27 protein-coding genes are annotated in these 22849 nt (G+C 47.3%); 13 read left to right on the top strand and 14 right to left on the bottom strand.

Features of this window, described 5'->3' with window-relative positions; genetic code table 11:
* Positions 1–70: 70 nt before the first annotated feature.
* Positions 71–241 (top strand): hypothetical protein, encoded by a 171-nt coding sequence (locus ACYSNS_RS09070; protein WP_461722813.1) that lies wholly within the window; start codon positions 71–73, stop codon positions 239–241.
* Here the strand turns inward: ACYSNS_RS09070 and dprA are convergent.
* From dprA to ACYSNS_RS09050, 4 genes are read right to left on the bottom strand one after another with little or no spacing between them, the layout of a single operon-like run.
* Complete coding sequence (gene dprA, locus ACYSNS_RS09065; RefSeq protein WP_461722859.1) at positions 222–1406, bottom strand: DNA-processing protein DprA; 1185 nt, start codon at positions 1404–1406, stop codon at positions 222–224. The genes ACYSNS_RS09070 and dprA overlap by 20 nt on opposite strands.
* Positions 1406–2044, bottom strand: coding sequence for a glycerol-3-phosphate 1-O-acyltransferase PlsY (gene plsY / locus ACYSNS_RS09060; RefSeq protein ID WP_461722812.1), 639 nt, complete (start codon positions 2042–2044; stop codon positions 1406–1408). Before plsY ends, dprA begins: the two co-directional genes overlap by 1 nt.
* Positions 2045–2071: 27 nt before the next feature.
* A complete protein-coding gene (locus ACYSNS_RS09055; protein WP_461722811.1) occupies positions 2072–3367 on the bottom strand; it encodes a dihydroorotase in 1296 nt (431 codons plus the stop codon).
* Positions 3367–4332: an aspartate carbamoyltransferase catalytic subunit gene (locus tag ACYSNS_RS09050; RefSeq protein WP_461722810.1), complete on the bottom strand. Its 966-nt coding sequence runs from the start codon at positions 4330–4332 to the stop codon at positions 3367–3369. Before ACYSNS_RS09050 ends, ACYSNS_RS09055 begins: the two co-directional genes overlap by 1 nt.
* A 135-nt stretch (positions 4333–4467) precedes the next feature.
* Here ACYSNS_RS09050 and ACYSNS_RS09045 point away from each other — a divergent pair, with 135 nt between their 5' ends.
* A complete protein-coding gene (locus ACYSNS_RS09045) occupies positions 4468–6096 on the top strand; it encodes an acyl-CoA dehydrogenase family protein (RefSeq protein WP_461722809.1) in 1629 nt (542 codons plus the stop codon).
* Here ACYSNS_RS09045 and ruvX read toward each other — a convergent pair.
* Positions 6081–6560: a Holliday junction resolvase RuvX gene (gene ruvX, locus ACYSNS_RS09040; RefSeq protein ID WP_461722808.1), complete on the bottom strand. Its 480-nt coding sequence runs from the start codon at positions 6558–6560 to the stop codon at positions 6081–6083. The genes ACYSNS_RS09045 and ruvX overlap by 16 nt on opposite strands.
* 96 nt (positions 6561–6656) lie before the next feature.
* On the opposite strand from ruvX, the gene ACYSNS_RS09035 reads away from it, so the two are divergent.
* The 3 genes from ACYSNS_RS09035 (at position 6657) to gatA (ending at position 9234) form a co-directional block, all read left to right on the top strand.
* On the top strand, positions 6657–7361 hold the full coding sequence (locus ACYSNS_RS09035; protein WP_461722807.1) for a metal-dependent hydrolase: 705 nt from the start codon (positions 6657–6659) through the stop codon (positions 7359–7361).
* A 76-nt stretch (positions 7362–7437) separates the two neighbouring features.
* Positions 7438–7725: an Asp-tRNA(Asn)/Glu-tRNA(Gln) amidotransferase subunit GatC gene (gene gatC, locus ACYSNS_RS09030; RefSeq protein WP_461722806.1), complete on the top strand. Its 288-nt coding sequence runs from the start codon at positions 7438–7440 to the stop codon at positions 7723–7725.
* A 27-nt stretch (positions 7726–7752) separates the two neighbouring features.
* Positions 7753–9234, top strand: coding sequence for an Asp-tRNA(Asn)/Glu-tRNA(Gln) amidotransferase subunit GatA (gene gatA / locus ACYSNS_RS09025; protein WP_461722805.1), 1482 nt, complete (start codon positions 7753–7755; stop codon positions 9232–9234).
* A gap of 209 nt (positions 9235–9443) precedes the next feature.
* On the opposite strand, the gene ACYSNS_RS09020 is transcribed toward gatA, so the two are convergent.
* The 6 genes from ACYSNS_RS09020 to gloA form a co-directional block, all read right to left on the bottom strand.
* A complete protein-coding gene (locus ACYSNS_RS09020; protein ID WP_461722804.1) occupies positions 9444–10154 on the bottom strand; it encodes an ABC transporter ATP-binding protein in 711 nt (236 codons plus the stop codon).
* Entirely contained in the window at positions 10141–10923 is a 783-nt protein-coding gene (locus tag ACYSNS_RS09015; protein ID WP_461722803.1) for an ABC transporter ATP-binding protein, read from the bottom strand. Before ACYSNS_RS09015 ends, ACYSNS_RS09020 begins: the two co-directional genes overlap by 14 nt.
* Entirely contained in the window at positions 10920–11978 is a 1059-nt protein-coding gene (locus tag ACYSNS_RS09010; protein ID WP_461722802.1) for a branched-chain amino acid ABC transporter permease, read from the bottom strand. Before ACYSNS_RS09010 ends, ACYSNS_RS09015 begins: the two co-directional genes overlap by 4 nt.
* Entirely contained in the window at positions 11978–13054 is a 1077-nt protein-coding gene (locus ACYSNS_RS09005) for a branched-chain amino acid ABC transporter permease (protein ID WP_461722801.1), read from the bottom strand. The genes ACYSNS_RS09010 and ACYSNS_RS09005 overlap by 1 nt, the downstream gene beginning before the upstream one ends.
* Before the next feature lie 113 nt (positions 13055–13167).
* The gene (locus ACYSNS_RS09000) at positions 13168–14301 is read right to left on the bottom strand and encodes an ABC transporter substrate-binding protein (protein WP_461722800.1); all 1134 of its coding nucleotides are present in this window, start codon (positions 14299–14301) and stop codon (positions 13168–13170) included.
* Positions 14302–14428: 127 nt separating this feature from the next.
* Positions 14429–14869 carry a lactoylglutathione lyase gene (gloA, locus tag ACYSNS_RS08995; RefSeq protein ID WP_461722799.1) on the bottom strand — a complete coding sequence of 147 codons (441 nt, stop codon included), beginning with the start codon at positions 14867–14869 and terminating at the stop codon, positions 14429–14431.
* Between the two features lie 227 nt (positions 14870–15096).
* Between gloA and ACYSNS_RS08990 the strand changes: the two genes are divergently transcribed.
* The 5 genes from ACYSNS_RS08990 (at position 15097) to ACYSNS_RS08970 (ending at position 18188) form a co-directional block, all read left to right on the top strand.
* Positions 15097–15672: a cold-shock protein gene (locus tag ACYSNS_RS08990; protein WP_461722798.1), complete on the top strand. Its 576-nt coding sequence runs from the start codon at positions 15097–15099 to the stop codon at positions 15670–15672.
* Between the two features lie 109 nt (positions 15673–15781).
* Entirely contained in the window at positions 15782–16267 is a 486-nt protein-coding gene (locus ACYSNS_RS08985) for a DUF192 domain-containing protein (protein ID WP_461722797.1), read from the top strand.
* Positions 16264–17037 carry an alpha/beta fold hydrolase gene (locus tag ACYSNS_RS08980; RefSeq protein WP_461722796.1) on the top strand — a complete coding sequence of 258 codons (774 nt, stop codon included), beginning with the start codon at positions 16264–16266 and terminating at the stop codon, positions 17035–17037. The genes ACYSNS_RS08985 and ACYSNS_RS08980 overlap by 4 nt, the downstream gene beginning before the upstream one ends.
* Before the next feature lie 36 nt (positions 17038–17073).
* Positions 17074–17886: a serine O-acetyltransferase gene (gene cysE, locus ACYSNS_RS08975; protein ID WP_461722795.1), complete on the top strand. Its 813-nt coding sequence runs from the start codon at positions 17074–17076 to the stop codon at positions 17884–17886.
* An 89-nt stretch (positions 17887–17975) separates the two neighbouring features.
* Complete coding sequence (locus tag ACYSNS_RS08970; RefSeq protein WP_461722794.1) at positions 17976–18188, top strand: DUF3126 family protein; 213 nt, start codon at positions 17976–17978, stop codon at positions 18186–18188.
* Between the two features lie 199 nt (positions 18189–18387).
* On the opposite strand, the gene radC is transcribed toward ACYSNS_RS08970, so the two are convergent.
* The 3 genes from radC to sfsA are packed head-to-tail and all read right to left on the bottom strand — an operon-like array spanning position 18388 to position 20721.
* Positions 18388–19164, bottom strand: coding sequence for a RadC family protein (radC, locus tag ACYSNS_RS08965; RefSeq protein ID WP_461722793.1), 777 nt, complete (start codon positions 19162–19164; stop codon positions 18388–18390).
* Positions 19165–19181: 17 nt separating this feature from the next.
* Positions 19182–20012 (bottom strand): type I methionyl aminopeptidase, encoded by an 831-nt coding sequence (gene map, locus ACYSNS_RS08960; protein WP_461722792.1) that lies wholly within the window; start codon positions 20010–20012, stop codon positions 19182–19184.
* Between the two features lie 4 nt (positions 20013–20016).
* A complete protein-coding gene (sfsA, locus tag ACYSNS_RS08955; protein ID WP_461722858.1) occupies positions 20017–20721 on the bottom strand; it encodes a DNA/RNA nuclease SfsA in 705 nt (234 codons plus the stop codon).
* Positions 20722–20898: 177 nt separating this feature from the next.
* Here sfsA and ACYSNS_RS08950 point away from each other — a divergent pair, with 177 nt between their 5' ends.
* From ACYSNS_RS08950 to murI, 3 genes are read left to right on the top strand one after another with little or no spacing between them, the layout of a single operon-like run.
* Positions 20899–21084 carry a hypothetical protein gene (locus ACYSNS_RS08950; protein ID WP_461722791.1) on the top strand — a complete coding sequence of 62 codons (186 nt, stop codon included), beginning with the start codon at positions 20899–20901 and terminating at the stop codon, positions 21082–21084.
* 48 nt (positions 21085–21132) lie between these two features.
* Complete coding sequence (locus ACYSNS_RS08945) at positions 21133–21981, top strand: RNA methyltransferase (RefSeq protein WP_461722790.1); 849 nt, start codon at positions 21133–21135, stop codon at positions 21979–21981.
* The gene (murI, locus tag ACYSNS_RS08940) at positions 21974–22774 is read left to right on the top strand and encodes a glutamate racemase (protein ID WP_461722789.1); all 801 of its coding nucleotides are present in this window, start codon (positions 21974–21976) and stop codon (positions 22772–22774) included. Before ACYSNS_RS08945 ends, murI begins: the two co-directional genes overlap by 8 nt.
* The last annotated feature ends 75 nt before the right edge of the window (positions 22775–22849 follow it).

Here is a 22849-nt window from a genome sequence, read left to right as displayed (position 1 = left end):
CCGAGGGGGAAATGGAAAAAGGTTTTGTTCTGCAGAACAGAGCGGGGGTGCGCAACAATAGGAGGGACCCATGCCTAAGAACCGCTTAAAAGTAGTAGGTTATATAGCCGACATGTCACGGCAAATGAATAAGATGGCGTTGAATGCGCAGATGCCGTTTCTGGCTTTCTTGCTCGAAATGGTGGTGAATGAGGGACAGGATATGTTAAAAAGTACGCGCCCTAATCGGGATAATCGCTAACGGAAAGTGATACATACCCACCGGAATGGCGGATGAGCTTGCCGGCAAGGTCTAGTTCAATCAGCAAAAGATACATTCTTTGCAAGGGGACACCGGAGTGAATGCAGAGCGTTTCTATGTCGATTGGCGTGGTTGAAAGTGCCGATAAAACAGAAGCCAATTCATTATCCGAGGAATCGTGCCCTTCCTGTTCAATCGGTTCATTATTGTTGGAAGGGAAGGGGAGAAAATCTTCTGCCGGACTCTCAAAAAAAGAGTACTGAGCATTTTGTGGTGTAGATGGGGTGAGGGGCGTCAGAGTTTCCGCAAGGTCGCTGGCATTAGTCACTAAAAGCGCTCCATCTCGTATAAGATGATTGGGGCCAGCGGCCCTTGGGTCGAGTGGAGAGCCAGGTATGGCAAACACAATACGCCCAATTTCTGCGGCTAGCCGCGCAGTGATAAGAGAGCCAGACCGCGCAGCAGCCTCGACAACGAGAAGTCCGAGTGAAAGACCGGCAATGATGCGATTCCGTCGCGGAAAATCGACCGCTCTCGGCTGCCAGCCAATCGGCATCTCACTGATAATGGCACCACCCTGCTCAATAATTTCTTGATATAGTCTCGTATTCTCAGGTGGATAGATATGATCAATGCCGCCAGCTAAAACTGCAATTGTGCCAGACGACAAACTCGCCGAATGAGCAGCAGCATCAATACCGCGAGCTAAACCTGAAACGATGGAAAAGCCCAATTCGCCCAAGCTTTTTGCGAACTGAAAAGTGATCTTTTTACCGGGTGCGGAGGCATTGCGTGAACCAACGATACCAACAGACGGTTTTTGAAAAACTGTTGGATTTCCTTTGATGGTTATCAAGGGTGGTGGATTGTCGGTTGCCCTGAGTAAAGGTGGATATTCGGGCTCTCCAACGCCGACGAATTGAACACCTATCTTATGAGCGGCATCCAGTTCGCGTTCTGCGTCTTCTCGGCTTGCGACACGGATGGGCTTTCCCGCTCCACCTTTGCTGCTTAACTCTGGCAAAGCACAAAGCGCCTTTTCCGCTGAACCATAATGCTCAATAAGGCTCATAAAAGTAACAGCCCCGACATTCTCGCTGCGTATCAGCTGCAGCCAATGTAGACGTTGCTTATCAGTTAGACGGATGCCCTTACGATTTTGCATCATTTGCTCTTTTTGCCAATTTTGCTTTCTTCACCCTTTATGAGACGGCTTATATTCGCATGATGTTTTACAATAACAATAATACTCATGACTGCAAGCACTGTGGCAATCATATGAGAAGCGGGTATCGGCATAAAAACAAAGACAAAAACGGGCACGAGCAACATTGCGAACAGTGCAGATAAAGACGAATAACGTGTCAAAAATGCCGTTAAAAGCCAAACACATGCAAAAAATAGCGCAGATGGCCAAAAGAAACCGAGACATACGCCCAAGTAAGTTGCGACACCTTTACCGCCCTTGAATTTCAACCAAATTGGATATAAGTGGCCGATAAATGCAGCAAAACCACCAAGCGCGATAAAAAGGTGATCTGCATGAGGCGCAGACAGAAACGCGGCCAAATAAACGGCAATCGTCCCCTTCAACATGTCACATAGAAGAGTCAGGGCGGCGATTTTCTTATTGCCTGTCCTTAAAACATTCGTGGCTCCGATATTACCAGAGCCGATCGATCTCACATCGCCAAGACCGGCTAGACGGGTAAAAATAAGGCCGAATGGTATGGAACCAATCAGATAACAACCCAAGAGGGCTGCCCATAAAACAAATTGCGTAGGGCTGGTTATATCTGCCATGAAAACAGGCTTTCTTTCTACTACGTGTTAATGCGTCTGATATTGATAGACTGAACGACCGCGAACATAGGTTTGTAAAACACGCCCTTGGAAGCGGGCATTTTCAAATGGCGTGTTTTTTGAACGGGAGTGCAACATATCCAGAGTTAGAACCCAAGGTTCATCGAGATCGACGATAATGAAATCAGCATCTCTTCCATTCTGCAATGTGCCAGTATCCAGCCCCAATAACCGCGCAGGGTTGGTGGATAGAAGCTCTATAATTCGTAAAAGTGGAAGCGAACCGTCGTGATAAAGCCTTAATGCAGCTGCCAATAATGTCTCCATGCCGACGGCGCCGGCCTCGGCATCTTCAAATGGCAGCCTTTTTGTATCGACATCTTGTGGATCATGGGACGAGACAACAATGTCAACCGTACCGTCTCGAACAGCCTCAATCATGGCTTGTCTGTCATCTTCGGCTCGAAGTGGCGGCGTTAATCGAAAGAATGTACGATATTCGCCAATGTCATTTTCATTCAATGTTAGATGGTTGATGGAGGTGCCTGCCGAAATGGTGCTGCCCCGTTGTTTGGCGACGCGAATAGCATCCGCAGACATTGCTGTGGAGATCTGAGAAGCATGATAGCGGCACTTTGTCAGCGCTGCTAAACGTAAATCTCTTTCTAGGGGAATAACCTCTGCTTCCCTGGGAGCGCCAGCCAATCCCAGCCAACTGGCAAGCAGGCCCTCGTTCATTACACCGCGTCCGGTCAAATTTCTATCTTGTGTTTCATGCATGATAGGAACATCGAAATCACGAGCATATGTCATGGCGCGGCGCATGACAGAAGGATTTTCAATGGTTTTCCGACCATCTGTAAATGCAACGGCCCCTGATGCCTTGAGTAGTCCAAATTCGGTCATTTCCGTACCATCAAGACCTCGCGTGATCGAAGCCGCAGGATGAACTTTGACGCGGGCAGTTTCACGCGCAGTACGCATGACAAATTCTACCAATGCAACATCATCAATGACAGGATGAGTATCCGGCATCATGACAAACGACGTCACCCCGCCCGCTGCGGCTGATTGGCTGGCAGATGCAATCGTTTCGCGATGTTCCGCGCCAGGTTCGCCGACGAAAACGCGCGCGTCGACCAATCCTGGAAGAATCGCTCGCCCTGCCAAATCAACGATTTCGGCTCCCTCTGGAGCTCCTTGATTGTAAGCGTTTGCACCTGAGGCAACTATTTGTCCATCCTGCACGATCAAAGTGCCGATCTCGTCTTTACTACAGGAGGGGTCAACAATGCGGGCATTTTGAAAGACCATAGTTTTCATCAATGTTCTCCTTCACCCCAGTTATGACGCGGATCCAAAAGCGCTTCCATGACAGCCATGCGTACCGCTACCCCCATTTCAACTTGTGTTTGTATGACGCTATGCGGGCCATCGGCGATATCGGAAGCTATTTCCACTCCACGGTTCATCGGGCCGGGGTGCATAACAATGCAATCGGCATTGGCACGCTGAAGCTTTTTCTGGTCTAGACCGAAGAAATGAAAATATTCTCGTACCGAAGGTACAAATGAGCCAGCCATCCTTTCGCGTTGCAGCCGCAGCATCATGATAACGTCGACACCTTCCAGTCCCGTATTCATGTCGTTGAACACTTCAACACTCATATCGGCAATGCCGGAGGGTAGAAGGGTCGAGGGTGCAATAACCCTGACACGTGCACCAAGTGCATTCAGGCTGATGATATTTGACCGGGCTACGCGTGAATGGAGAACATCGCCACATATCGCAACGGTCAATCCTGCTATCGTGCCTTTGGCCCGACGGATGGTAAGAGCATCCAATAAGGCTTGTGTCGGGTGTTCGTGCGCACCATCGCCAGCATTGACAACCGAGCAACCAACCTTTTGCGCCAATAAGGCTGCCGCTCCGCCGGAACTATGACGAATAACGAGGATGTCGGGATGCATGGCATTGAGTGTCATGGCGGTATCAATCAGCGTTTCGCCTTTTTTAACCGACGAATTACCGACCGACATATTCATAACATCGGCGCCGAGCCTCTTTCCGGCCAGCTCAAAAGAAGATTGAGTCCGTGTAGAAGCTTCAAAAAACAGATTGATTTGCGTGCGACCACGCATAGAGGACTTTTTTTTATCGATCTGTCTGGATATTGCCACATTTGCGTCGGCTCGATCCAATAAGATGGTAAGGTCGTGGGCGTTTAGGCCTTTTATGCCTAATAGATGGCGGTGTGGAAAGATAGGAAAAGGCGTGTTTTGTGTCATAGCAGGTGTTTCCTATAGAGTCTCGCCGAGACTACAACAAGCGTTGCATTTGATGCAATGAGAGTTTTTAACCGCTAAAAAACCAAATGTCTGTAAAACAATGGATCTGCGATTCGAAAAACTAGGGATAAGTCTGTGAACGCTCTCGCCAGCCAAAATACACAACGAAAAAATGCCTTTCTCAGCGATGCCGTTCTCTTTCGGTTTGCTTCGGTGCTTCCAACGGGCTTGCTTGCGGGCTTTGAGGAAGTGGGGGCTTTCGTGGCGAGTAAAGAGGCTTCTGATTTGGCTCGCTTGGCAAATGTACACCGTCCATCCTTGCGCCGCGAGGACGAATGGGGAGATGCTGTTCAACAGCTGGAGATCCATCCTGCATACCACGCTTTGCAAAGGCGTTCAAAATTGGCGGGTCTGGCGTCTTCTTTATGGGAGCAAGGTACGGCTGAAAACGGTGCTCGCTATCAAGCGCGTGCAATGCGTCTCTATTTGATGGCGGGCCTTGAAACGGGGCATTTAAACGAAATTATGTTGAACAGCGCGGCAATTGCTGCGCTGATTGGTGAAACCGATCTTTTTCAAAACTGGCAAAACGCACTGCTTTCCCGTCAACATGATTTTTCCACGCGCCCCATATCTGTAAAGAAGGCTGCAACGCTTACATTTGCGTTTGATGACGGTATGCAGGTATCTCGTGGCGATAAGCACGTCGCGTCTGCATCCCGTGTATCTTTTGATTCGAATACGAGCCGTGATCTTTATCGGATTGATGCGGTTAAAGGATCGGTGATCAATCCAATGGCTGATGGTTATTTCGTCACTGCAGGTGTTGGCGGGCAGACAAGCTGCTTCCTTGTACCACGACTGCAAGAAAACGGTATGCTGAACGGCGATTTATCCATTGATTTTCTCAATCATCGCTCAGGAGAATGTTCGGTTCCTGAAGGACAAGTTTCGTTCCACCAAAGCCATGGATGGCTGATCGGTCAACTTGGAGATGGAGAAAAGGTCATCCGGGATATCGAAACGATGATCCGTTTTGATCAGGCGATTATTTCTGCCGGCGTGTTGCGGGCGGCATTGCAATCAGGGGTTAATTTTTTCCGTCGGGGAAATCCACGTCAAGCGCTTTCGCCTTTGACTGAGCGGGTTTTTGCCGATTTGGCTTTGGATGTGACTGCTGCACAATGCCTCGTTATACGGTTGGCACGTGCCTTCGATCAGGCTGCCCATGATCGCAGTGAAGCTGCGTTTGCGCGCATCATGACGCCGATCATCGCCATGCACGTTAATCAATTGGTCGTACCGATTTCGGGAGAGATTATTGCCCAAGTCGGCAAGAATGCGTTTCATGTCGACAGTCGTTTATCCCGTATGTTGCATGACGCACCGGCGCGAGCTATGCAGGGGGCAGGCGGAAACGATCTCGTCAATGACACTGTCAGAATGGCGGAAAAAGCGCCCGGACTTTTTCAGCAATTATTGGACAAAATAGCATTGGATATCGGCGCAGCTGGTCCAAAGACGGTGGAGATACTCAAAGCGGCTGCGCAGGTGGCAGCAAGCGATATCGGCGCGGGCAGGCTGTTTGTTGAACAAATGGCCTATGCAGGTGCAGCCGCAGCATTACGGCAAACCGATATGGATCATATAACGGCTGCATATGTTGAAAGCCGTCTTGGTGGTCAATGGCGTTCGTCTTACGGCATGTTAAGCGCTCGTCACAATGCCGGTCACATATTGGGTACGCTCTATCCAGCGGTTTGAAGCAGAGTTTGTAAACGATCAAGCGCGCCCTGCAGAATAAACGATGCAGCTGCGGAATCAATTCGGTCGGCTCGTTTTGTACGTGACACATCCATTTCCAGCAGACCGCGCTCGGCTGCGACAGTCGATAAACGCTCATCCCAAAAAATAAATGGGACATGTGTCAAACTATCCATATTTCTTACGAAAGCGCGCGTTGCCTGAACGCGTGGTCCGCTGCTGCCATCCATATTGATGGGGAGCCCTATGATTGCAGCGCCGATATTTTCCTGATCGAATATACTATTCAATGCAACGGCATCTAAGGAAAACTTTTTACGGCGCAAGACAGGACGAGGATTGGCAAATCGCCATCCAAGGTCGGACACAGCAATACCGATTGTTTTCGTTCCCAGATCAAGGCCGGCAATGTTCTTTCCGGCAAGAGGTAAATTTGATATTTCGGATATGTCGATAACGGGCATGTGACTTGTTTCTCTTCGGCATCCCTTGGCATTCTTTGTTAAAGCGTTCATATATTGATCGATATGAAAAGACCAATCAAAAGAGGAGTAGGTACAATGAAACTTACATGGTTAGGTCACGCCGCTTTCCGTATTGAGACCGGTAAAGCTGTCATTTTGGTCGATCCGTTTCTAACCGGTAATCCGGCTGCCAAAGACCTCGATATCAAGCAAGCGATAAAAGGTGTTACGCATATTGCGCTCACACATGGGCACAGTGACCATGTGGGTGATACGGTAGCTATAGCCAAGGAAAAAAATATTCCGGTGACAGCCAATGCAGATCTAGGTGCATGGCTTGGAGCGCAGGGAGTTGCAAATGTGGTGCCGGGAAATACTGGTGGAACGCAGCACCATAGCGGTTTTTCAATAACATTCGTCAATGCATTACACTCGTCTGCTGTGCTGACACCCGACGGCGTTTCCCAATGTTTAGGAAACCCCAATGGTCTGGTGTTTCATTTTGACGATGCCCCGACGCTCTATCATATGGGTGATACCGACATATTTTCAGATATGAAGTTGATTGATGAGCTACATTCGCCCGAGATTGGTATCGTTCCAGTTGGTGATTTTTTTACCATGGGCGGCGCTGTCGCTGCACTGGCTTGCCAACGGTATCTGAATCTAAAAACCGCTATTCCCTGTCATTATGGTACTTTTGGATTGCTCGATCAAACGGCAGATACGTTTGTTAACGCGATGGATGGCAGCAAAACAGCGGTTGCAGTGCCGAAAGTCGGTGAAACGCTTACTTTTTAACGCTCTTTTCTTGCGCTCTTCGGTGATGAGCTGTATAGCCCGATAGGTTAATTTAATTTCATACAGGAAGTTTTTTATGTCTGTAGATATGAAAACGGTTAAACGTGTGGCGCATCTGGCACGCATCGCCGTACAGGATGATGAAGCCGAACGTATGACCGGCGAATTGAATGCAATATTGGGCTTTGTCGAGCAACTTGATGAAGTCAATGTCGATCATGTTGAGCCGTTGACTTCTGTAATGCCGATGGCTCTACGTATGCGAGAAGATGTCGTGAGTGACGGCAACAAAGCAGCCGACATTGTTGCCAATGCACCGTTGAGCGAAGAAAATTTCTTTCTTGTGCCCAAAGTTGTTGAATAAAACTCCCAGCTATATTTGAGACCCAACATGACCGATTTGACGACGCTGACAATCGCTGAAGCCCGTGACGCCTTAAACAAGCGTGAGTTCAAGGCGACAGAATTGACGGAAGCCTACCTCCAGGCAATTGAGGCATCCAATCCTGCAATCAATGCCTATGTCACCGTTACCGGAGACCAAGCGCGCCAGATGGCAGAGGCGTCGCAGCAACGCATCGAAAAAGGCGAGGCGGGAGCACTAGAGGGCATTCCCCTGGGCATCAAAGATCTGTTTGCGACCTATGATGTACATACACAAGCCTGTTCCCATATTCTGGAAGGCTTCAAGCCGAAATATGAATCGACGGTCACTGCCAACCTTTGGTCTGATGGTGCCGTAATGTTAGGTAAACTCAATATGGACGAGTTTGCCATGGGATCTTCCAACGAAACATCACACTATGGACCAGTCGTCAATCCTTGGCGGGAGTCCGGCTCGACAGATGAACTCGTACCTGGTGGTTCTTCGGGTGGTTCAGCTGCCGCCGTTGCAGCCCGTCTTTGCGCTGGCGCAACGGCAACGGATACAGGCGGGTCTATTCGCCAACCTGCAGCCTTTACTGGCACCGTTGGGATCAAGCCGACTTATGGCCGTTGTTCACGTTGGGGAACAATTGCTTATGCATCTTCACTCGATCAGGCAGGCCCGATTGGGCGGGATGTCCGCGATTGTGCTATTATGCTCAAATCTATGGCATCGTTCGATCTGAAGGATTCAACATCTGTCGATCTTCCCGTACCTGATTATGAAAGCTTCATCGGTCAATCGGTTAAAGGCATGAAAATCGGTATTCCAAAAGAGTACCGTGTTGAGGGGATGTCGGAGGAGATATTGGAGCTTTGGCAAAAAGGCATTGCCTGGTTGAAGGATGCTGGTGCGCAGATCGTCGATATATCGCTTCCGCATACGAAATATGCCTTGCCAGCATATTATATTGTTGCTCCGGCTGAAGCATCTTCCAATCTTGCCCGTTATGATGGCGTACGTTTTGGACTTCGCGTACCCGGTAAAGATATCATCGAAATGTATGAAAATACCCGTTCTGCCGGTTTTGGCGACGAGGTAAAGCGGCGTATCCTGATCGGGACTTATGTCTTGTCAGCAGGTTATTATGATGCTTATTATCTTAAAGCGCAGAAGGTGAGAACACTTATCAAGCAAGATTTTGATCAGTGTTTTGAAGCGGGTGTGGATGCAATCCTCACACCGGCAACACCAACCGCCGCTTTCGGCGTTGCCGATGAAAAGCTAAAAAATGACCCTGTTGCGATGTATCTCAATGACATTTTTACGGTAACTGTCAATATGGCCGGTTTACCTGGAATTTCGGTTCCCGCCGGTCTTTCTTCGCAAGGCTTGCCACTAGCGCTCCAATTGATTGGCAAATCTTTCGCTGAAGAAAAGCTGTTTCAAACAGCACATGTAATTGAACAAGCTGCCGGAAAGCTGACGCCAGCGAAGTGGTGGTAAGCCATCTGACTGTTGTCATGATCTTAAATCTCGTGTGATTAAAGCTACGTCGATACTGAGTGTATGACGTAGCTACCCTCAACACAGGCTTTCGCACTCATCAAAGTGATGTTGAAGTCTCGACAGCAGATAGATGATATGCGTACATGGTCCAGTGTAAACTTCACGTTGTATGCTTGATATCCATTAGAAGCACTAGCAGCGTGAAATCAACCGCCTAGATATGCCTCTTTTACTCTTGGGTCATCCAACATGGCTTTGCCTTCACCCTCAAGGATAATTTTCCCCACTTCTAATATGTAAGCATAATTGGCGATAGAAAGAGCCGCAAAAGCATTTTGTTCGATCAATAAAACGGTTTTTCCCATCTCGTTAATCTTCCGGATGATGGAAAAAATCTCCTGCACAAGGATGGGAGCCAATCCAAGAGATGGCTCGTCCAGCATGACAAGGTCAGGGTTGCTCATCAAAGCGCGTCCCACAGCCAGCATCTGCTGTTCACCACCGGACATGGTTCCACCTAGCTGTTTTGATCTTTCCCGCAATCTTGGAAAGAGATCGAATATCCATTCAATGTCACGGGATATTCCTGCTTTATCATGACGAATATAAGCACCTAGTTGTAGATTTTCCATTACCGTCAGATGCGGCATTATACGCCGCCCCTCAGGACTGAGCGCTATGCCTTTTCTTAGAACCTCTTCAGGCTGGCATCCAAGGATATTTTCACCCTTATAGCAAATAGCACCATTAACCGAGCGATTAAGGCCTGCGATAGAGCGTACCGTGCTGCTCTTACCGGCACCATTGGCACCGATCAGCGTGACTATCGAGCCTTCTTTAATGGTCATTGATAAGCCTTGAACAGCCTCAATTGCTCCATAACGCACATGGAGATTGTCAATTTTAAGAATGCTCATGGAACTCTCCGCCTAAATAGGCCTCAATTACTTTAGGGTTGTTACGAATTTCGTGTGGAGAGCCATCAGCAATACAGGCGCCATATTCCAGCACCCAAATGTGCTCGCATAATCCCATAACCACGCGCATATCATGTTCGATCAGAAGAATTGTCAAATCAAACTCTTCACGTATCCTTGCGATAAATCCGCGTAATTCTTCGCTTTCTTGAGGGTTCATCCCTGCGGCTGGCTCATCGAGCAGCAAAAGCTTAGGTTCTGTTGCCAATGCGCGGGCAATCTCAAGTCTTCTTTGCGCACCGTAGGCCAGCGCAGTTGCTGGTTGGTCGGCGAGATGATCAAGATGCACACGTTCAAGAAGCTGCATTGCCCGATTGCGAATTTCGCGCTCTTCGCGTACCGCACCAGGTAAGAACATAGCGCTTGCAAACCAAGGGCTTTTTTGACGGATATGGGCACCGACCATAACATTTTGCAAAACATTCAAGCCGGTGAAAAGGCGTATGTTTTGAAAAGTCCGTGCGATATGTCGTTTGCAGACGAGATGAGGAGGAAGGCCGGACACCTTTTCCCCGTCCAGCATAATGTTACCACCGGTTGGTTTGTAAAAACCGGATATCATGTTGAAAACGGTCGTCTTTCCGGCGCCATTCGGGCCAATAAGGCCGGTAATGCTTCCGCTTTTAATGTTAACATTAATCCCGTTTACCGCGGTCAAACCGCCAAACTTCATGGTAACATCATTTAGCGTAAGGATATCTCTATTCATGATTTACCTCCGCTTTTTGACGCACGTTCACGTTTTAAAAACCTATAGATTCCGTTCCACGAAAATTCGCGTGTGCCCAGAAGGCCGCTGCGCCAAAACAGAATAATCGCCATAAGTAGGATAGAGAATATGACCATTCGCAGCCCCGGTATTCCGGGAATTTGAAGAAATCCGAGATCTATAGGACTTTCGACGATTCGGAGCCATTCCAACATAACGGTGATGATAACACTACCGATAATACTGCCAGTTATGGAGCCCAGCCCTCCTGCCACAACGATCATTAATATATTGAATGTAAGTAGGAAATTGAACATTTTAGGATCGATGGTCGAGATCAGAGCTGCCATCAACGCACCGCCTACGCCGGCGAAAAATGCGCCAACGGTAAATGAAAGACAGCGATAGTAAAACGTATTGATACCCATTGTTTTAGCGGCAATTTCATCGTCACGAATAGCGCATAGAGCGTTGCCGGTATTGCTGCGCAATAACAAAACAATAAATATCACTGTAAAAGCCAGCCAACCATAGTTCCACCATAAAGTGGCATATTGCGGAATGCCCTTTATACCAAGCGAACCATTGGTAATCGGCGCAGCGTTCGTAATAACAACGCGGATAATTTCTGCGAAGCCCAGTGTCGCAATACCAAGATAATCACCTCCTAGACGTAATACAGGTATCGCAATCACCAATCCCAGTAAGGCCGCACATAGACCGCCCAAGATTACCGCAAAAAAGAAAGGTAGTTGCAGATTCTGCAATGGCCCGAACATTGGTTCCAGGATCCACATCATCTGTTTTTGTTCAGGCGACAATAACAAAATTGCGCATACATAGGCACCGATCGCCATAAAACCAGCATGTCCAAGAGAAAACATACCAGTGAAACCGTAAATCAGATTGAGAGAAACAGCGAGAATGGCATTAATGGCTATCAGGTTAAGGATACGAACCGTATAAGCGTCAAACGCATTTTCTGCGTAAAAGAGAAAAGCGATCAGGCAAGCTATACAGATAAGCGATAGGATGATCTGTGAGGATTTTGACATTAGATTTTTTCCTCATTCTTTTTGCCCATAAGACCGGTCGGCATGACCAGAAGGATCATGATGAGCAAGATGAAGGCAAATGCATCGCGATATCCGGATAGCGAAGGAAAGAATGCAATTATCATGATCTCGATGAAACCCAAAAGTAATCCGCCGAGCATTGCGCCTGGAACCGACCCGATGCCGCCAATCACAGCGGCAATAAACGCCTTCAAGCCGGGGATCACGCCCATATAAGGATTGATCTGCGGATAGCGCAGCGCCCACATGATTCCTGCTATGGCTGCAAGCGCTGAGCCAAGGCCGAAGGTGAATGCAATGATCTTATTGACAGAGACACCCATAAGGCGTGTCGTTTCAATGTCGCGCGAGATAGCTCGCATAGCTAGGCCTGGTTTTGTTTTATTGATGATCCATAGCAGAACGACAACCAAAACAAATGATACGACCGGCACAATCAATGCCATTGGTACAATACGGATAATGCCGGCTGGACCTTCCCCAAATTGCCACTGAATGGGCGTAACCAAAATATCTGGCTGTTTAACACTTTTGGGCACACCGGTGAAAAGAACTGTCGCTAGATTTTCAATTAGGAATGACATGCCGATGGCGCTGATCAAGGCTGAAATTCTCGGAGCATTACGCAAAGGTTTATAAGCGATACGATCAACAGCGATACCGCCAGCGCTTGTGACAAACACGGCAAAACACACAGCAAGAATCCAGATCGGTGTGAAATCTTGCGGAGAGATAATGCCATAATATGCCAAGGCCAAGATCAAGATACAGAAGACAGCCAACCAATAGCTTTTGATCCGTGTTTTGAAACCGATAAAAACTGAATAATAAACCAGTACAGCCAATAAGATCAGCAAAACAGCAGCCCAAGCAGGCATGAAACTGATTGTGGAAAAAAACACGAAATAAGCGCCCAACATAAAAATGTCGCCATGGGCGAAATTGATCAGCCGCAATATGCCGTATACCATGGTGTAACCAATGGCGATAAGTCCGTAGAGGGACCCCAATGCCAGCGCATTAAAAAAATGCTGGATGAACATTTCTGTGCTCATCTCTCACCCTTCCTTCATTCAGATTGGCTTGAACCTTTAGGCCACACACAATCAATATGGTCCGGCTGATGTTTCCACATCAACCGGACCTTCAACCTTGCCAAAACATGGTATTACAGTGCGGGTGTTACTTCACCCATATAGACACGTTTGCCGTCTTTGATTTCAATCACACCAATCGGAATTTCAGGATTGTGGTTTTGATCCATTGTCATCCCACCAAAAGGTGTCTGGAAATCTTTTAATTTTGCAAGCTCGGCCGTGATAGCCTCGCGATCATCACTACCGGCATTTTGTATGGCCTGCATGAACATCATGTACGAAGTATATCCAAGTACGGCATTAACGTTCGGCTCCTTATTAGGATAGGTTGCTTTCCACTCGGTGGTGAAATCTTGAGCAGCCTTGGGCATATTCGGCATGTTTTCGTCATAAGGGAATGTTGTGTGCAGGAAACCTTCAGCAGCTTTACCACCAATTGTAACTGTTTCCGGATTATCCATTGCATCACCACCCATAATTCGGAAAGTGGCTCCGAGTTCACGGGCTTGCTTCATGATGATTGCACCTTCGGCAAAATACGCAGGGATGAAAAGCACGTCAGGTTGCTGCGAAATTATCTGCGTCAGTGCGGCTGAAAAATCCTGATCACCTGAATTATAATTGAGATTGGCGACAACTTCACCACCTTGTTTGGTAAACGAGCTATTGAAGTAATTGGCCAAACCGATAGCATAGTCGTTGGAAACATCCTTGAGGATGGCCGCTTTTTTCGCGTTCAGATTCTTAATCGCGTATGTTGCGGCCCCAGCACCCTGATAAGGATCAATGAAACAGGCACGGAAGTAATATTTTTTACCCTGTGTTACCAAAGGATTGGTTGCAGATGTTGCAATAGCAGGTGTTTTCGCTTGCTCCGAAACCTCGCCTCCCGCCAATGCCAGCGACGATCCGTAAGTACCAATGATACCCTGAACTTTATCAGAAGCGGTCAAGCGCATGACGGCATTGGCTGCCTCTACCTTATCCGATTTGTTATCAACGATAACAAGCTCCACCTTTCGGCCAAGAACTTCCGGCATTTTCTTGTGGGCTAGCTGAACACCTTCGAGTTCCAATTGCCCTCCAAAAGCATTTTGACCGGTCAACGGCAGATAGACGCCAATTTTGATTGGGTCAGCAGCATAAGCGCTTGCGGTCATCGCAAGTGCCGCTAGTGCAGTAGATAAAATTTTCCTGAAAGCCATTTTGTTATCCCTCTCCATTTTACGGTGCAGAAAATGCCGTCTTTACATTTTATTAACGTGTTCCAAAACGGCATACAAGCTACGTCGCCCCTCCGACGTGGACTAATTTACCGATTTTCCCGTTTTTTCACCAATTTCCAATATTCGGCATAGATGCCCAAGGTTCCTTAACAGCTAACCGGTCACCCTTCTGCAGTAATTCAATGGAAATACCGTCTGGAGATTTGATAAAGGCCATATGTCCGTCACGCGGTGGGCGATTGATGACAACGCCTTGAGCCACCAAATGCTCACATGTCTCATAGATATTATCGACTTCATAAGCCAGATGTCCGAAATTGCGTCCGCCAGTGTATTCCTCTGTTTCCCAATTATAGGTCAGTTCTAACTCTGGAGCGTGATGCGCTTCGGCGTTTTTCAGATCTTGCGGGGCAGCCAGATAAACAAGCGTAAAACGCCCTTGTTCATTTTCGATCCTGCGGGTTTCGATCAATCCAAACACTTTGCAATAAAAATCCATGGATTGCTGTAGATCTTTGACGCGAACCATCGTGTGTAAGTAACGCATATTGAGCCTCTTTCATTCATTCGTGGACAGAATTTAGCCTTTTTTAAACGTATTTAAAAGCGGTATCCACTGCTAATACACATGCCAAACACCCCCAATTGTGGCTGTCGACATAGACAAGATGGGGAAATCTCATATGGGTACTTGCGCCCGTACGACGGAGCAATGTTTACTTGCGAGAAGAGAATCATTGTTGATTTGATCATGTTGACAGGACCAAACGGATTATGACGAGCAAGGAAACATCAGAAGACTACCTTCTGTCTCAGGATAGTTCTGACAGTGCTGCCGATGTTATTGAGATCAGCGGAAGCATTAAATGGTTCGATGTCAGTAAGGGTTATGGCTTTATTGTTCCCGATATTGGCGCTCTTCCCGATATTTTATTGCATGTGACCATTATGCGCAGAGATGGTTTTCAAACTGCGCTTGAGGGTGCCCGCATCGTTTGCATCGTCAAGCAGGGAGACCGCGGTCTGCAGTGTATTCAAGTCAAATCTATAGACCTTTCAACTGCAATTCATCCATCAGAACTACCGGCGCGGACACATGTTGTCGTGACGCCGGAAAGCGGACTTGAGCGCGCAATTGTCAAGTGGTTCAATCGTGATAAGGGATTTGGCTTTCTCACACGCGGCGAGGGGACAGAGGATATTTTCATTCATATGGAAACCTTGCGTCGCTTTGGGTTGGCCGAGTTGCGCCCTGGACAGGTTGTTTTGGTGCGTTACGGAACGGGTGGAAAAGGTTTAATGGCGGCGGAGGTGCATCCGGATATTGCCACGCCATTTCCAACACATTAGCGATCTCGACCTATTTAGTTACACATACAGCTTTTTCGTACAAGAAATGCCATGGTTTTGGCATTGAATGGGGATGATAAGCAGATCGCATAATTTTTAAGGGTCTGAAATGCATAGGCTAATCGTTGGTTTTTTGCTGTATCTTTATTTAGGAATGGTCTCGGCGTTTGCACAGCAGGCCATGCATATACCTGTCGATGCAACACCTCTCGTAATTGAAACGGCGGATGGAAAAGCTGTCTATGATGTAGAGATTGCCTTTCAACCGGAACAAACCGCAGCCGGTTTAATGTATCGGACAGATTTTCCACGCGATAGAGCTATGCTATTCAAATTCTCCGATCAACGCATTGTCACCATGTGGATGGCGAATACACCGCTCTCGCTCGATATGGTTTTCATTGATGACACGGGTGTCATCGTTTCAGTCGCCGAAAATACGACGCCATTTTCAACCAAAATTGTGTCGTCACGTATGCCCGCTTCGTTTACGATAGAGCTGAATAGTGGTGAAGTTGCTCAAAAGCATATTGCGCCCGGGCAACGTGTCATTCATCCTGCAATTTGCGGTGCTTGCAAGGTAGACCAGAAATGAGCGCTGAAGACGTAGAATTTTTTGAACATGATGGATTTCGCCTTGCCTTTCGGCAAGAGGGGCAGGGACAACCCATATTACTCATACATGGATTTGGCTCATCTGCACGGGTCAATTGGTATGCTCCAGGGTGGTTTAGAGTTTTAAACGAAGCTGGCTATCGGGTGATCGCTATAGATAACCGCGGTCATGGTGACTCGGAAAAAAGCCACGATCCGGCAGTTTATACGCCGGAAGTAATGGCAGGTGACGCGGCAGCACTGCTCCAGCATCTGGGAATCGAAAAAGCACACGTCATGGGATATTCCATGGGGGCACGTATCAGCGCATTCATGTGCATGCTTTATCCTACCTTCGTCAACAGCGTCATCTTTGGCGGTTTGGGAATCGGAATGGTCACCGGTGCAGGCAACTGGGAACCGGTTGCGGAGGCTCTCCTGGCGGATGATATTGCAAGCATAACCAATGCCCGCGGTCTTATGTTTAGAAAATTTGCTGATCGCACAAACAGTGATAGGGAAGCGTTGGCGGCTTGTGTAATCACCTCAAAAAAAGAGTTAACAGCTGCGGAGGTTCATTCAATCAAGCAGCCTGCACTTGTAGCGGTAGGATCTCTTGATGAAATAGCGGGTGAAGCAGAGCCTCTGACAGCTTTACTACCGCATGGCGAAACGCTGGTCATTCCTAACCGCGATCACATGCTGGCAGTTGGCGATGTTGTCTATAAAAAAGGCGTCATAGATTTTCTTTCCCGCCATCCTATGTCATAACGAGCATCATAATATCAAAGGCTGGAAGGATGAGCCATGTTGTCTCGCGCAGAATATGAAGCGCTCCATCGTAAGCCCGAATTACTTTGGAGTGAGATAAGACAAGAGGCTTTGGCAGCCGGCGAAGCTGATCCTGCGCTCGCAGCATTCTTTTATAATGCTATTTTGAAACATACCAGTCTTTCACATATGATCGCTGGTAGAGTCTCTGCCCGTTTGTGGACACGCGAACTGAACGAAGATACCCTTTTTCAAATTTGCTTGGACCAAACGGTAAAAATTGATCACTTCGAAGACAGTATAGCCGCCGATATTCAGGCGGTGTATCATAGAGATCCTGCATGTCACCGCTTTATGGAACCGGTGCTTTATCTCAAAGGTTTTCTTGCGATACAAGCACACCGTTTTGCGCACAATTTATGGATTCAGGATAGGAAAGACCTGGCCTTGTTTTTACAAGGGCGTTCGTCATCAGTTTTTCAAACCGATATTCATCCGGCAGCCAAATTTGGGAATGGTATCTTCCTTGATCACGCAACTGGTTTTGTTGTGGGTGAGACTGCTGTTATTGGTGATAATGTATCGATTTTACAAGATGTGACGCTTGGTGGAACTGGTAAGGAATGTGGTGATAGGCACCCGAAAATACGCCACGGTGTTCTGATCGGGGCAGGGGCAAAAGTGCTTGGCAATATAGAAATAGGCGAATGCGCAAAAATTGCTGCATGTTCTGTGGTATTGAAACCGGTTCCGGCCCACGCCACTGTTGCTGGTGTACCGGCGAAAATTATAGGTGAAACCCATGACGAAGAGCCGGCTTTGAGCATGAACCAGGGTTTGGAAGAATAAAATAAAACCTCATCAGCTTCTTTACAGATAGAAGCGGGTGCCTTATCTGCCCTTATGTAATAAAGAACTCACAAATGCAGGAGATCGCAGTGAAACCTGACGAAATTAAAAAGCTTGATTCCTACTTCAAGCGCACATTCCAAAATCAATCACTGCAAGTCAAAGCCAGACCACGGAAAGATGATTCTGCCGAGGTTTATATGGGCGACGAATTTCTAGGTGTTGTCTATCGCGATGAAGATGAGGGTGAGCTCTCTTATAATTTTTCAATGGCGATTTTGGATATTGATCTCGACGAATAGAAGCTTAAGCCGCGCGAATGTCACGTCGTTTTGAAAAAAAATCACAACGCCAACACTTGGCTTTGTATTCATCTCGTCCGTTTTGCAGCGCTGCAAATTCTAAAAACTGCAACTGCAACTGAATATTCATCCTTGCATCAAGCTATTTCGATCTTTGCTGTTTTTCATAAAGTCGACTGCAGGAGTTGATGACAAAATCTTATATGAGTTTCATAGCGCGAAAGCTGGTATAACCATTGCGCGCTATGATGATATGATCATGAATTGCAATACCTAAAGCGTTTGCTACGTCCTTCAGAGTGTGAGTCATTGCGATGTCTTCTCTTGAAGGTGTAGGATCTCCAGAAGGATGGTTGTGCACCAGAATGAGTGCGGATGCCGACAATTGCAATGCTCGGCGTACCACTTCACGAGGATAGACGGGTGTATGATCTACCGTCCCCACCTGTTGGATTTCATCTGCAATCAGGCCATTTTTCTTATCAAGGAACAATATCCGAAATTGCTCGCGTGTTTCGTGCGCCATGGCAGCCTTACAATAGGCCAGAACTTTGTCCCACGATGAGAATATATCGCGTTTGCGTAACTCGGACCTGTTAAGCCGCTCCCCAATTCCCGCAATGATCTTCAAATCTCCAGCAACTGCAGGCCCGCAGCCCGGCACTTCAAGCAACAAATGCAGTTCTGCCCCTAATACGTCGGCAAGGCTGCCAAATCTTGCGATTAAGGCCTTGGCCAAAGGTTTTGTATCTGCACGCGGAATAGATCGAAATAGAAGAAGCTCCAAATATTCATAATCTGCAAAGCCGCTGCCATTCGTCTCAAAATATCGCTGCCGCAAACGTTCCCTATGACCTTTGTTAAGCATAGGCTCTTTAGGCTTTTTTGTTTGATTCTCCGTTGGTTTGGGCAACCCAGATGTCAAGGCAAATGCACCACTTTCGGCAAAGGCATTTTTATCCAGATTTTTTGCCATAGTAGCGCAGGCTCCTCTTAGGAAGACGCATTTGCAAGATAGAATATATTCTTTGGAGACCGCGTAAAGATCTCACACCCGTCTTTTGTAACACCTATCGTATGCTCGTATTGTGCAGTAAGTGACCGATCACGCGTGACAGCTGTCCATCCGTCACTAAGAACCTTCACACCGGGTTTACCGAGATTAATCATAGGTTCGATGGTAAAAATCATACCTTCGCGCAATTCCGGTCCTTCACCAGCTTTGCCATAGTGCAAAATGTTAGGAGTGTCGTGAAAGAGCTGGCCAATACCGTGACCACAGAAATCGCGGACGACCGAACAACGTTCTGCTTCGGCATAACGCTGGATCGCCGCGCCGATATCGCCTGTTGTTGCACCCGGTCTTACCGCAGCAATACCACGCATAAGGCTTTCATGTGTCACCTCAAGCAGACGTTCCGAAGCGCGCTTGATTTGTCCAACCGGATACATTCGGCTTGAATCACCATGCCAACCGTTAAGAATGAATGTTACGTCGACATTGACAATTTCTCCCTCCCGCAACGGCTTATCATCGGGTATGCCGTGACAGACGACGTGATTGATGGACGTACAACATGAATGGCTGTAGCCGCGATAGTTCAAATCAGCCGGTAATGCGCCGCGATCCGCGCCGTAAGCAAAAACAAAATCATCTATCTGCTGCGTGGTGACGCCCGGCTTCACAATATCGGCAAGAGCATCAAGACATTCTGCTGCAATCAGACAAACTTTGCGCATTTCCGCAAACGCCTCGTCATCAAAAATACGGATTTGACCATCATATTTGATCGGTGCATTTTTATAATTAACGTAATTGACCATTTGTCTAAATATTCTCTATCTTTATACGTTGAACGGGTATGATACTTTCCGGGCTTATCATGCATTTAACCGCGTATGCTTCCACCCCGGCTTTTAAGGCTAAATCGAACTTATGTCCATAAACAGGATCGAGATCCCGACAGATCCTGAATGCCTCACAATCCCCCCTTTGAATCAGGTAAAGCATAGCTGCTCGTTTGCCTGATTGCACGACTTTTATCAATTCGTCCAAATGTCGTGATCCGCGTTCGGTTACCGTATCTGGAAATTCGGCGACATCCTTGAGCCGGATGAAATGGACATTTTTCACCTCCAGATAACAATCTGGAAGATTGTCGCCCTTCAGCAGGAAATCAATGCGTGATTTCTCACCATAGCGTTGTTCAGGAAGAATGTGTTGATAGTTCGCGAATTCAGGGAGCAGATGGGTTTGCATTGCCTCTAATGCCAACCTATTCGGCAAGCTGCTGTTGACACCGACCAAAGTGTTATCGGCCTCGACGATTTCTAGCCTGTAAGCATATTTACGCGTGATACTGTCACTGTGAGATAGCCAAGCTTTCGAACCAGGGGTAGTTAAACCCAACATCGACCCCGTATTGGGAACCGATACGGTTGTCGTAGTTTCGCCGTCAAATGATACATCTGCCAGAAAACGCTTGTAACGACGAAGAAGTGTGGCTGGTCTTAAAGGCGGTGTAAAAAACATCAAGACATAATAAGTTCTGATGACGCGTATTGCAATCGGTCAGATATCTTTCAACATTTTCAATGGCGTTAGGTAAAACTTTCAAACAAAGATTGAAAGGCCGACATTCATCCATTTTTGATGCTTTAAAATGCCGATATTAAATCATTTATAGTCATATTTGCACATAAGACCATCATGGTTGCGATTACCGCTGCTGCCATTAATGTTATCGTCGTTCTGGTCTCTATATTCATCATGCTGCCCTCGCTTGATCTGGTATGTCTATCTTTGCAATTGAAGATAAAAAATGGGCTTGAGTTAGGCGTGAAAAAGGCCATTTCGCGTTCATTTAAAGAACCGGTGATTGTGTGGTTGAGGTAACGCGCCTAAAACGCTAAAAGACGACGATCATGACAATTGGTGGACAGTATGGCAGGAACAGATAGAAAGCGCGAAAATATCACGGGCGGACCGATTATCATTTTGGTTGAACCGCAACTGCCTGAAAACATCGGTATGGTCGCTAGAGCAATGGCGAATTTCGGATTGTTCAATTTGAGGCTCGTTAATCCACGCGAAGAATTTCCCAGCGAGAAGGCGATCGCGGCTGCGAGCAAAGCAGACCATGTTATTGCAAACACAAAAGTGTTTTCGAGCCTAAAAGAGGCGATTGAAGACGTTAATTACGTTTTTGCGACTACAGCACGGGCGCGTGACTGCTTCAAACCTGTGAGGAGCGCCGTTGAGGCAGCAGGTGATTTACGTCGGCGCGAAGAATTGACGCAAAATACCGCAATTTTATTTGGTCGCGAAAGATGGGGATTGAATAATGAAGAAATCAGTCTCGCTGATGAAATTGTAACTTTTCCGGTCAATCCTGCATTTGCTTCTCTTAACATCGCGCAAGCCGTACTGCTAATGTCATATGAATGGATGAAATCAGGGCTGAGCGACAACACAGAAACACTATTCCGCGGTCCAGAGATTGAACCAGCTCGAAAAGCTACTCTTCACGGTTTCTTCGAACAACTGGAGACTGCGCTTGATATCCGCGGTTATTTTCGTCCCAAAGAACGTAAAGACGTGATGATTGGTAATTTGCGATCCGTGTTAACGCGTGCGAATTTCGGAGAAGCTGAAGTTCGGCTGTTGCGTGGGGTTATATCATCGCTTGATCATTTTTCACCAAAACTTCCTCGTGGCGCAGGAGCCCCTGAAGAGCGCAAACGCATAAAACGAGTGGACGTCAACGAAGACGGATTGGAAAACGATGTGTGAACGTCCCATTCTTTTTTTTGATAGCGGAATAGGCGGCTTGACCGTATTGCGGGAAGCGCGGATCATAATGCCCGAGCGGCAGTTCATCTATGTGGCTGACGATGCGGCCTTTCCTTACGGTGCTTGGGAGGAAGATAAGCTCAAACTCCACATTATTGACTTGTTCCATAAACTTTTGGCGCAATACGATCCTGCTCTTTGCGTGATTGCTTGCAATACTGCATCCACCCTTATTTTGAATGAATTACGTCAGATTTTTCCATCAATCCCGTTTGTGGGCACAGTTCCTGCGATAAAACCCGCAGCAGAACAAACACAATCTGGTTTGATTTCCGTTTTAGCGACACCGGGAACGGTGAAAAGGGCTTATACGCACGAGCTTATCTCGTCATTTGCAAGTCAATGTCATGTACGTTTGGTTGGAAGTGCCAAATTGGCAGGCTTTGCTGAAGATTATCTTCGTCGACGCCCGATAGATCGCGATGCAGTGACGCAGGAGATCGCACCGTGCTTCATGGAAAAAGAGGGGAGCCATACGGATATTGTTGTGCTTGCATGTACGCATTATCCATTTCTCGTAAACCTGTTTCGTAAATGTGCTCCGTGGCCGGTGGACTGGATAGATCCAGCTGAGGCGATAGCCAAACGGGCGCTCTCGCTGTTGCCTGACGAAACAAATAAAAACGCTTTGGATCATCTCGTCGATATGGCGTATTTCACGTCGCATCGCGCCGACTACGAAACAAGACGTCTGCTTCATGGTTTTGGCCTAAAATGTGATTGGATGCCTTGACTTCCAGTCCAGATACCCATAGAAGCACCCCAGTTGTTTTTGATTTAAAAGCGGCATTAACCAACGTGTCCCGTG

This window comes from Bartonella sp. LJL80 (genome assembly GCF_054871565.1).
This window is presented reverse-complemented; position numbering and strand designations above follow the sequence as displayed.

What these genes read in the sequence shown, in the direction of transcription:
- dprA (WP_461722859.1), bottom strand. Translation starts at nt 1,406, where the DNA reads ATGCAAAATCGTAAGGGCATCCGTCTAACTGATAAGCAACGTCTACAT.
- ACYSNS_RS09050 (WP_461722810.1), bottom strand. Translation starts at nt 4,332, where the DNA reads ATGACACAAAACACGCCTTTTCCTATCTTTCCACACCGCCATCTATTA.
- ACYSNS_RS09035 (WP_461722807.1), top strand. Translation starts at nt 6,657, where the DNA reads ATGAAACTTACATGGTTAGGTCACGCCGCTTTCCGTATTGAGACCGGT.
- ACYSNS_RS09055 (WP_461722811.1), bottom strand. Translation starts at nt 3,367, where the DNA reads ATGAAAACTATGGTCTTTCAAAATGCCCGCATTGTTGACCCCTCCTGT.
- ACYSNS_RS09010 (WP_461722802.1), bottom strand. Translation starts at nt 11,978, where the DNA reads ATGTCAAAATCCTCACAGATCATCCTATCGCTTATCTGTATAGCTTGC.
- ACYSNS_RS09015 (WP_461722803.1), bottom strand. Translation starts at nt 10,923, where the DNA reads ATGAATAGAGATATCCTTACGCTAAATGATGTTACCATGAAGTTTGGC.
- ACYSNS_RS09000 (WP_461722800.1), bottom strand. Translation starts at nt 14,301, where the DNA reads ATGGCTTTCAGGAAAATTTTATCTACTGCACTAGCGGCACTTGCGATG.
- ACYSNS_RS08980 (WP_461722796.1), top strand. Translation starts at nt 16,264, where the DNA reads ATGAGCGCTGAAGACGTAGAATTTTTTGAACATGATGGATTTCGCCTT.
- gatC (WP_461722806.1), top strand. Translation starts at nt 7,438, where the DNA reads ATGTCTGTAGATATGAAAACGGTTAAACGTGTGGCGCATCTGGCACGC.
- ACYSNS_RS08985 (WP_461722797.1), top strand. Translation starts at nt 15,782, where the DNA reads ATGCATAGGCTAATCGTTGGTTTTTTGCTGTATCTTTATTTAGGAATG.
- ACYSNS_RS09070 (WP_461722813.1), top strand. Translation starts at nt 71, where the DNA reads ATGCCTAAGAACCGCTTAAAAGTAGTAGGTTATATAGCCGACATGTCA.
- ACYSNS_RS08950 (WP_461722791.1), top strand. Translation starts at nt 20,899, where the DNA reads ATGGTTGCGATTACCGCTGCTGCCATTAATGTTATCGTCGTTCTGGTC.
- murI (WP_461722789.1), top strand. Translation starts at nt 21,974, where the DNA reads ATGTGTGAACGTCCCATTCTTTTTTTTGATAGCGGAATAGGCGGCTTG.
- plsY (WP_461722812.1), bottom strand. Translation starts at nt 2,044, where the DNA reads ATGGCAGATATAACCAGCCCTACGCAATTTGTTTTATGGGCAGCCCTC.
- ACYSNS_RS09020 (WP_461722804.1), bottom strand. Translation starts at nt 10,154, where the DNA reads ATGAGCATTCTTAAAATTGACAATCTCCATGTGCGTTATGGAGCAATT.
- cysE (WP_461722795.1), top strand. Translation starts at nt 17,074, where the DNA reads ATGTTGTCTCGCGCAGAATATGAAGCGCTCCATCGTAAGCCCGAATTA.
- gloA (WP_461722799.1), bottom strand. Translation starts at nt 14,869, where the DNA reads ATGCGTTACTTACACACGATGGTTCGCGTCAAAGATCTACAGCAATCC.
- map (WP_461722792.1), bottom strand. Translation starts at nt 20,012, where the DNA reads ATGGTCAATTACGTTAATTATAAAAATGCACCGATCAAATATGATGGT.
- ruvX (WP_461722808.1), bottom strand. Translation starts at nt 6,560, where the DNA reads ATGCCCGTTATCGACATATCCGAAATATCAAATTTACCTCTTGCCGGA.
- gatA (WP_461722805.1), top strand. Translation starts at nt 7,753, where the DNA reads ATGACCGATTTGACGACGCTGACAATCGCTGAAGCCCGTGACGCCTTA.
- sfsA (WP_461722858.1), bottom strand. Translation starts at nt 20,721, where the DNA reads ATGTTTTTTACACCGCCTTTAAGACCAGCCACACTTCTTCGTCGTTAC.
- ACYSNS_RS08945 (WP_461722790.1), top strand. Translation starts at nt 21,133, where the DNA reads ATGGCAGGAACAGATAGAAAGCGCGAAAATATCACGGGCGGACCGATT.
- ACYSNS_RS08990 (WP_461722798.1), top strand. Translation starts at nt 15,097, where the DNA reads ATGACGAGCAAGGAAACATCAGAAGACTACCTTCTGTCTCAGGATAGT.
- ACYSNS_RS09005 (WP_461722801.1), bottom strand. Translation starts at nt 13,054, where the DNA reads ATGAGCACAGAAATGTTCATCCAGCATTTTTTTAATGCGCTGGCATTG.
- radC (WP_461722793.1), bottom strand. Translation starts at nt 19,164, where the DNA reads ATGGCAAAAAATCTGGATAAAAATGCCTTTGCCGAAAGTGGTGCATTT.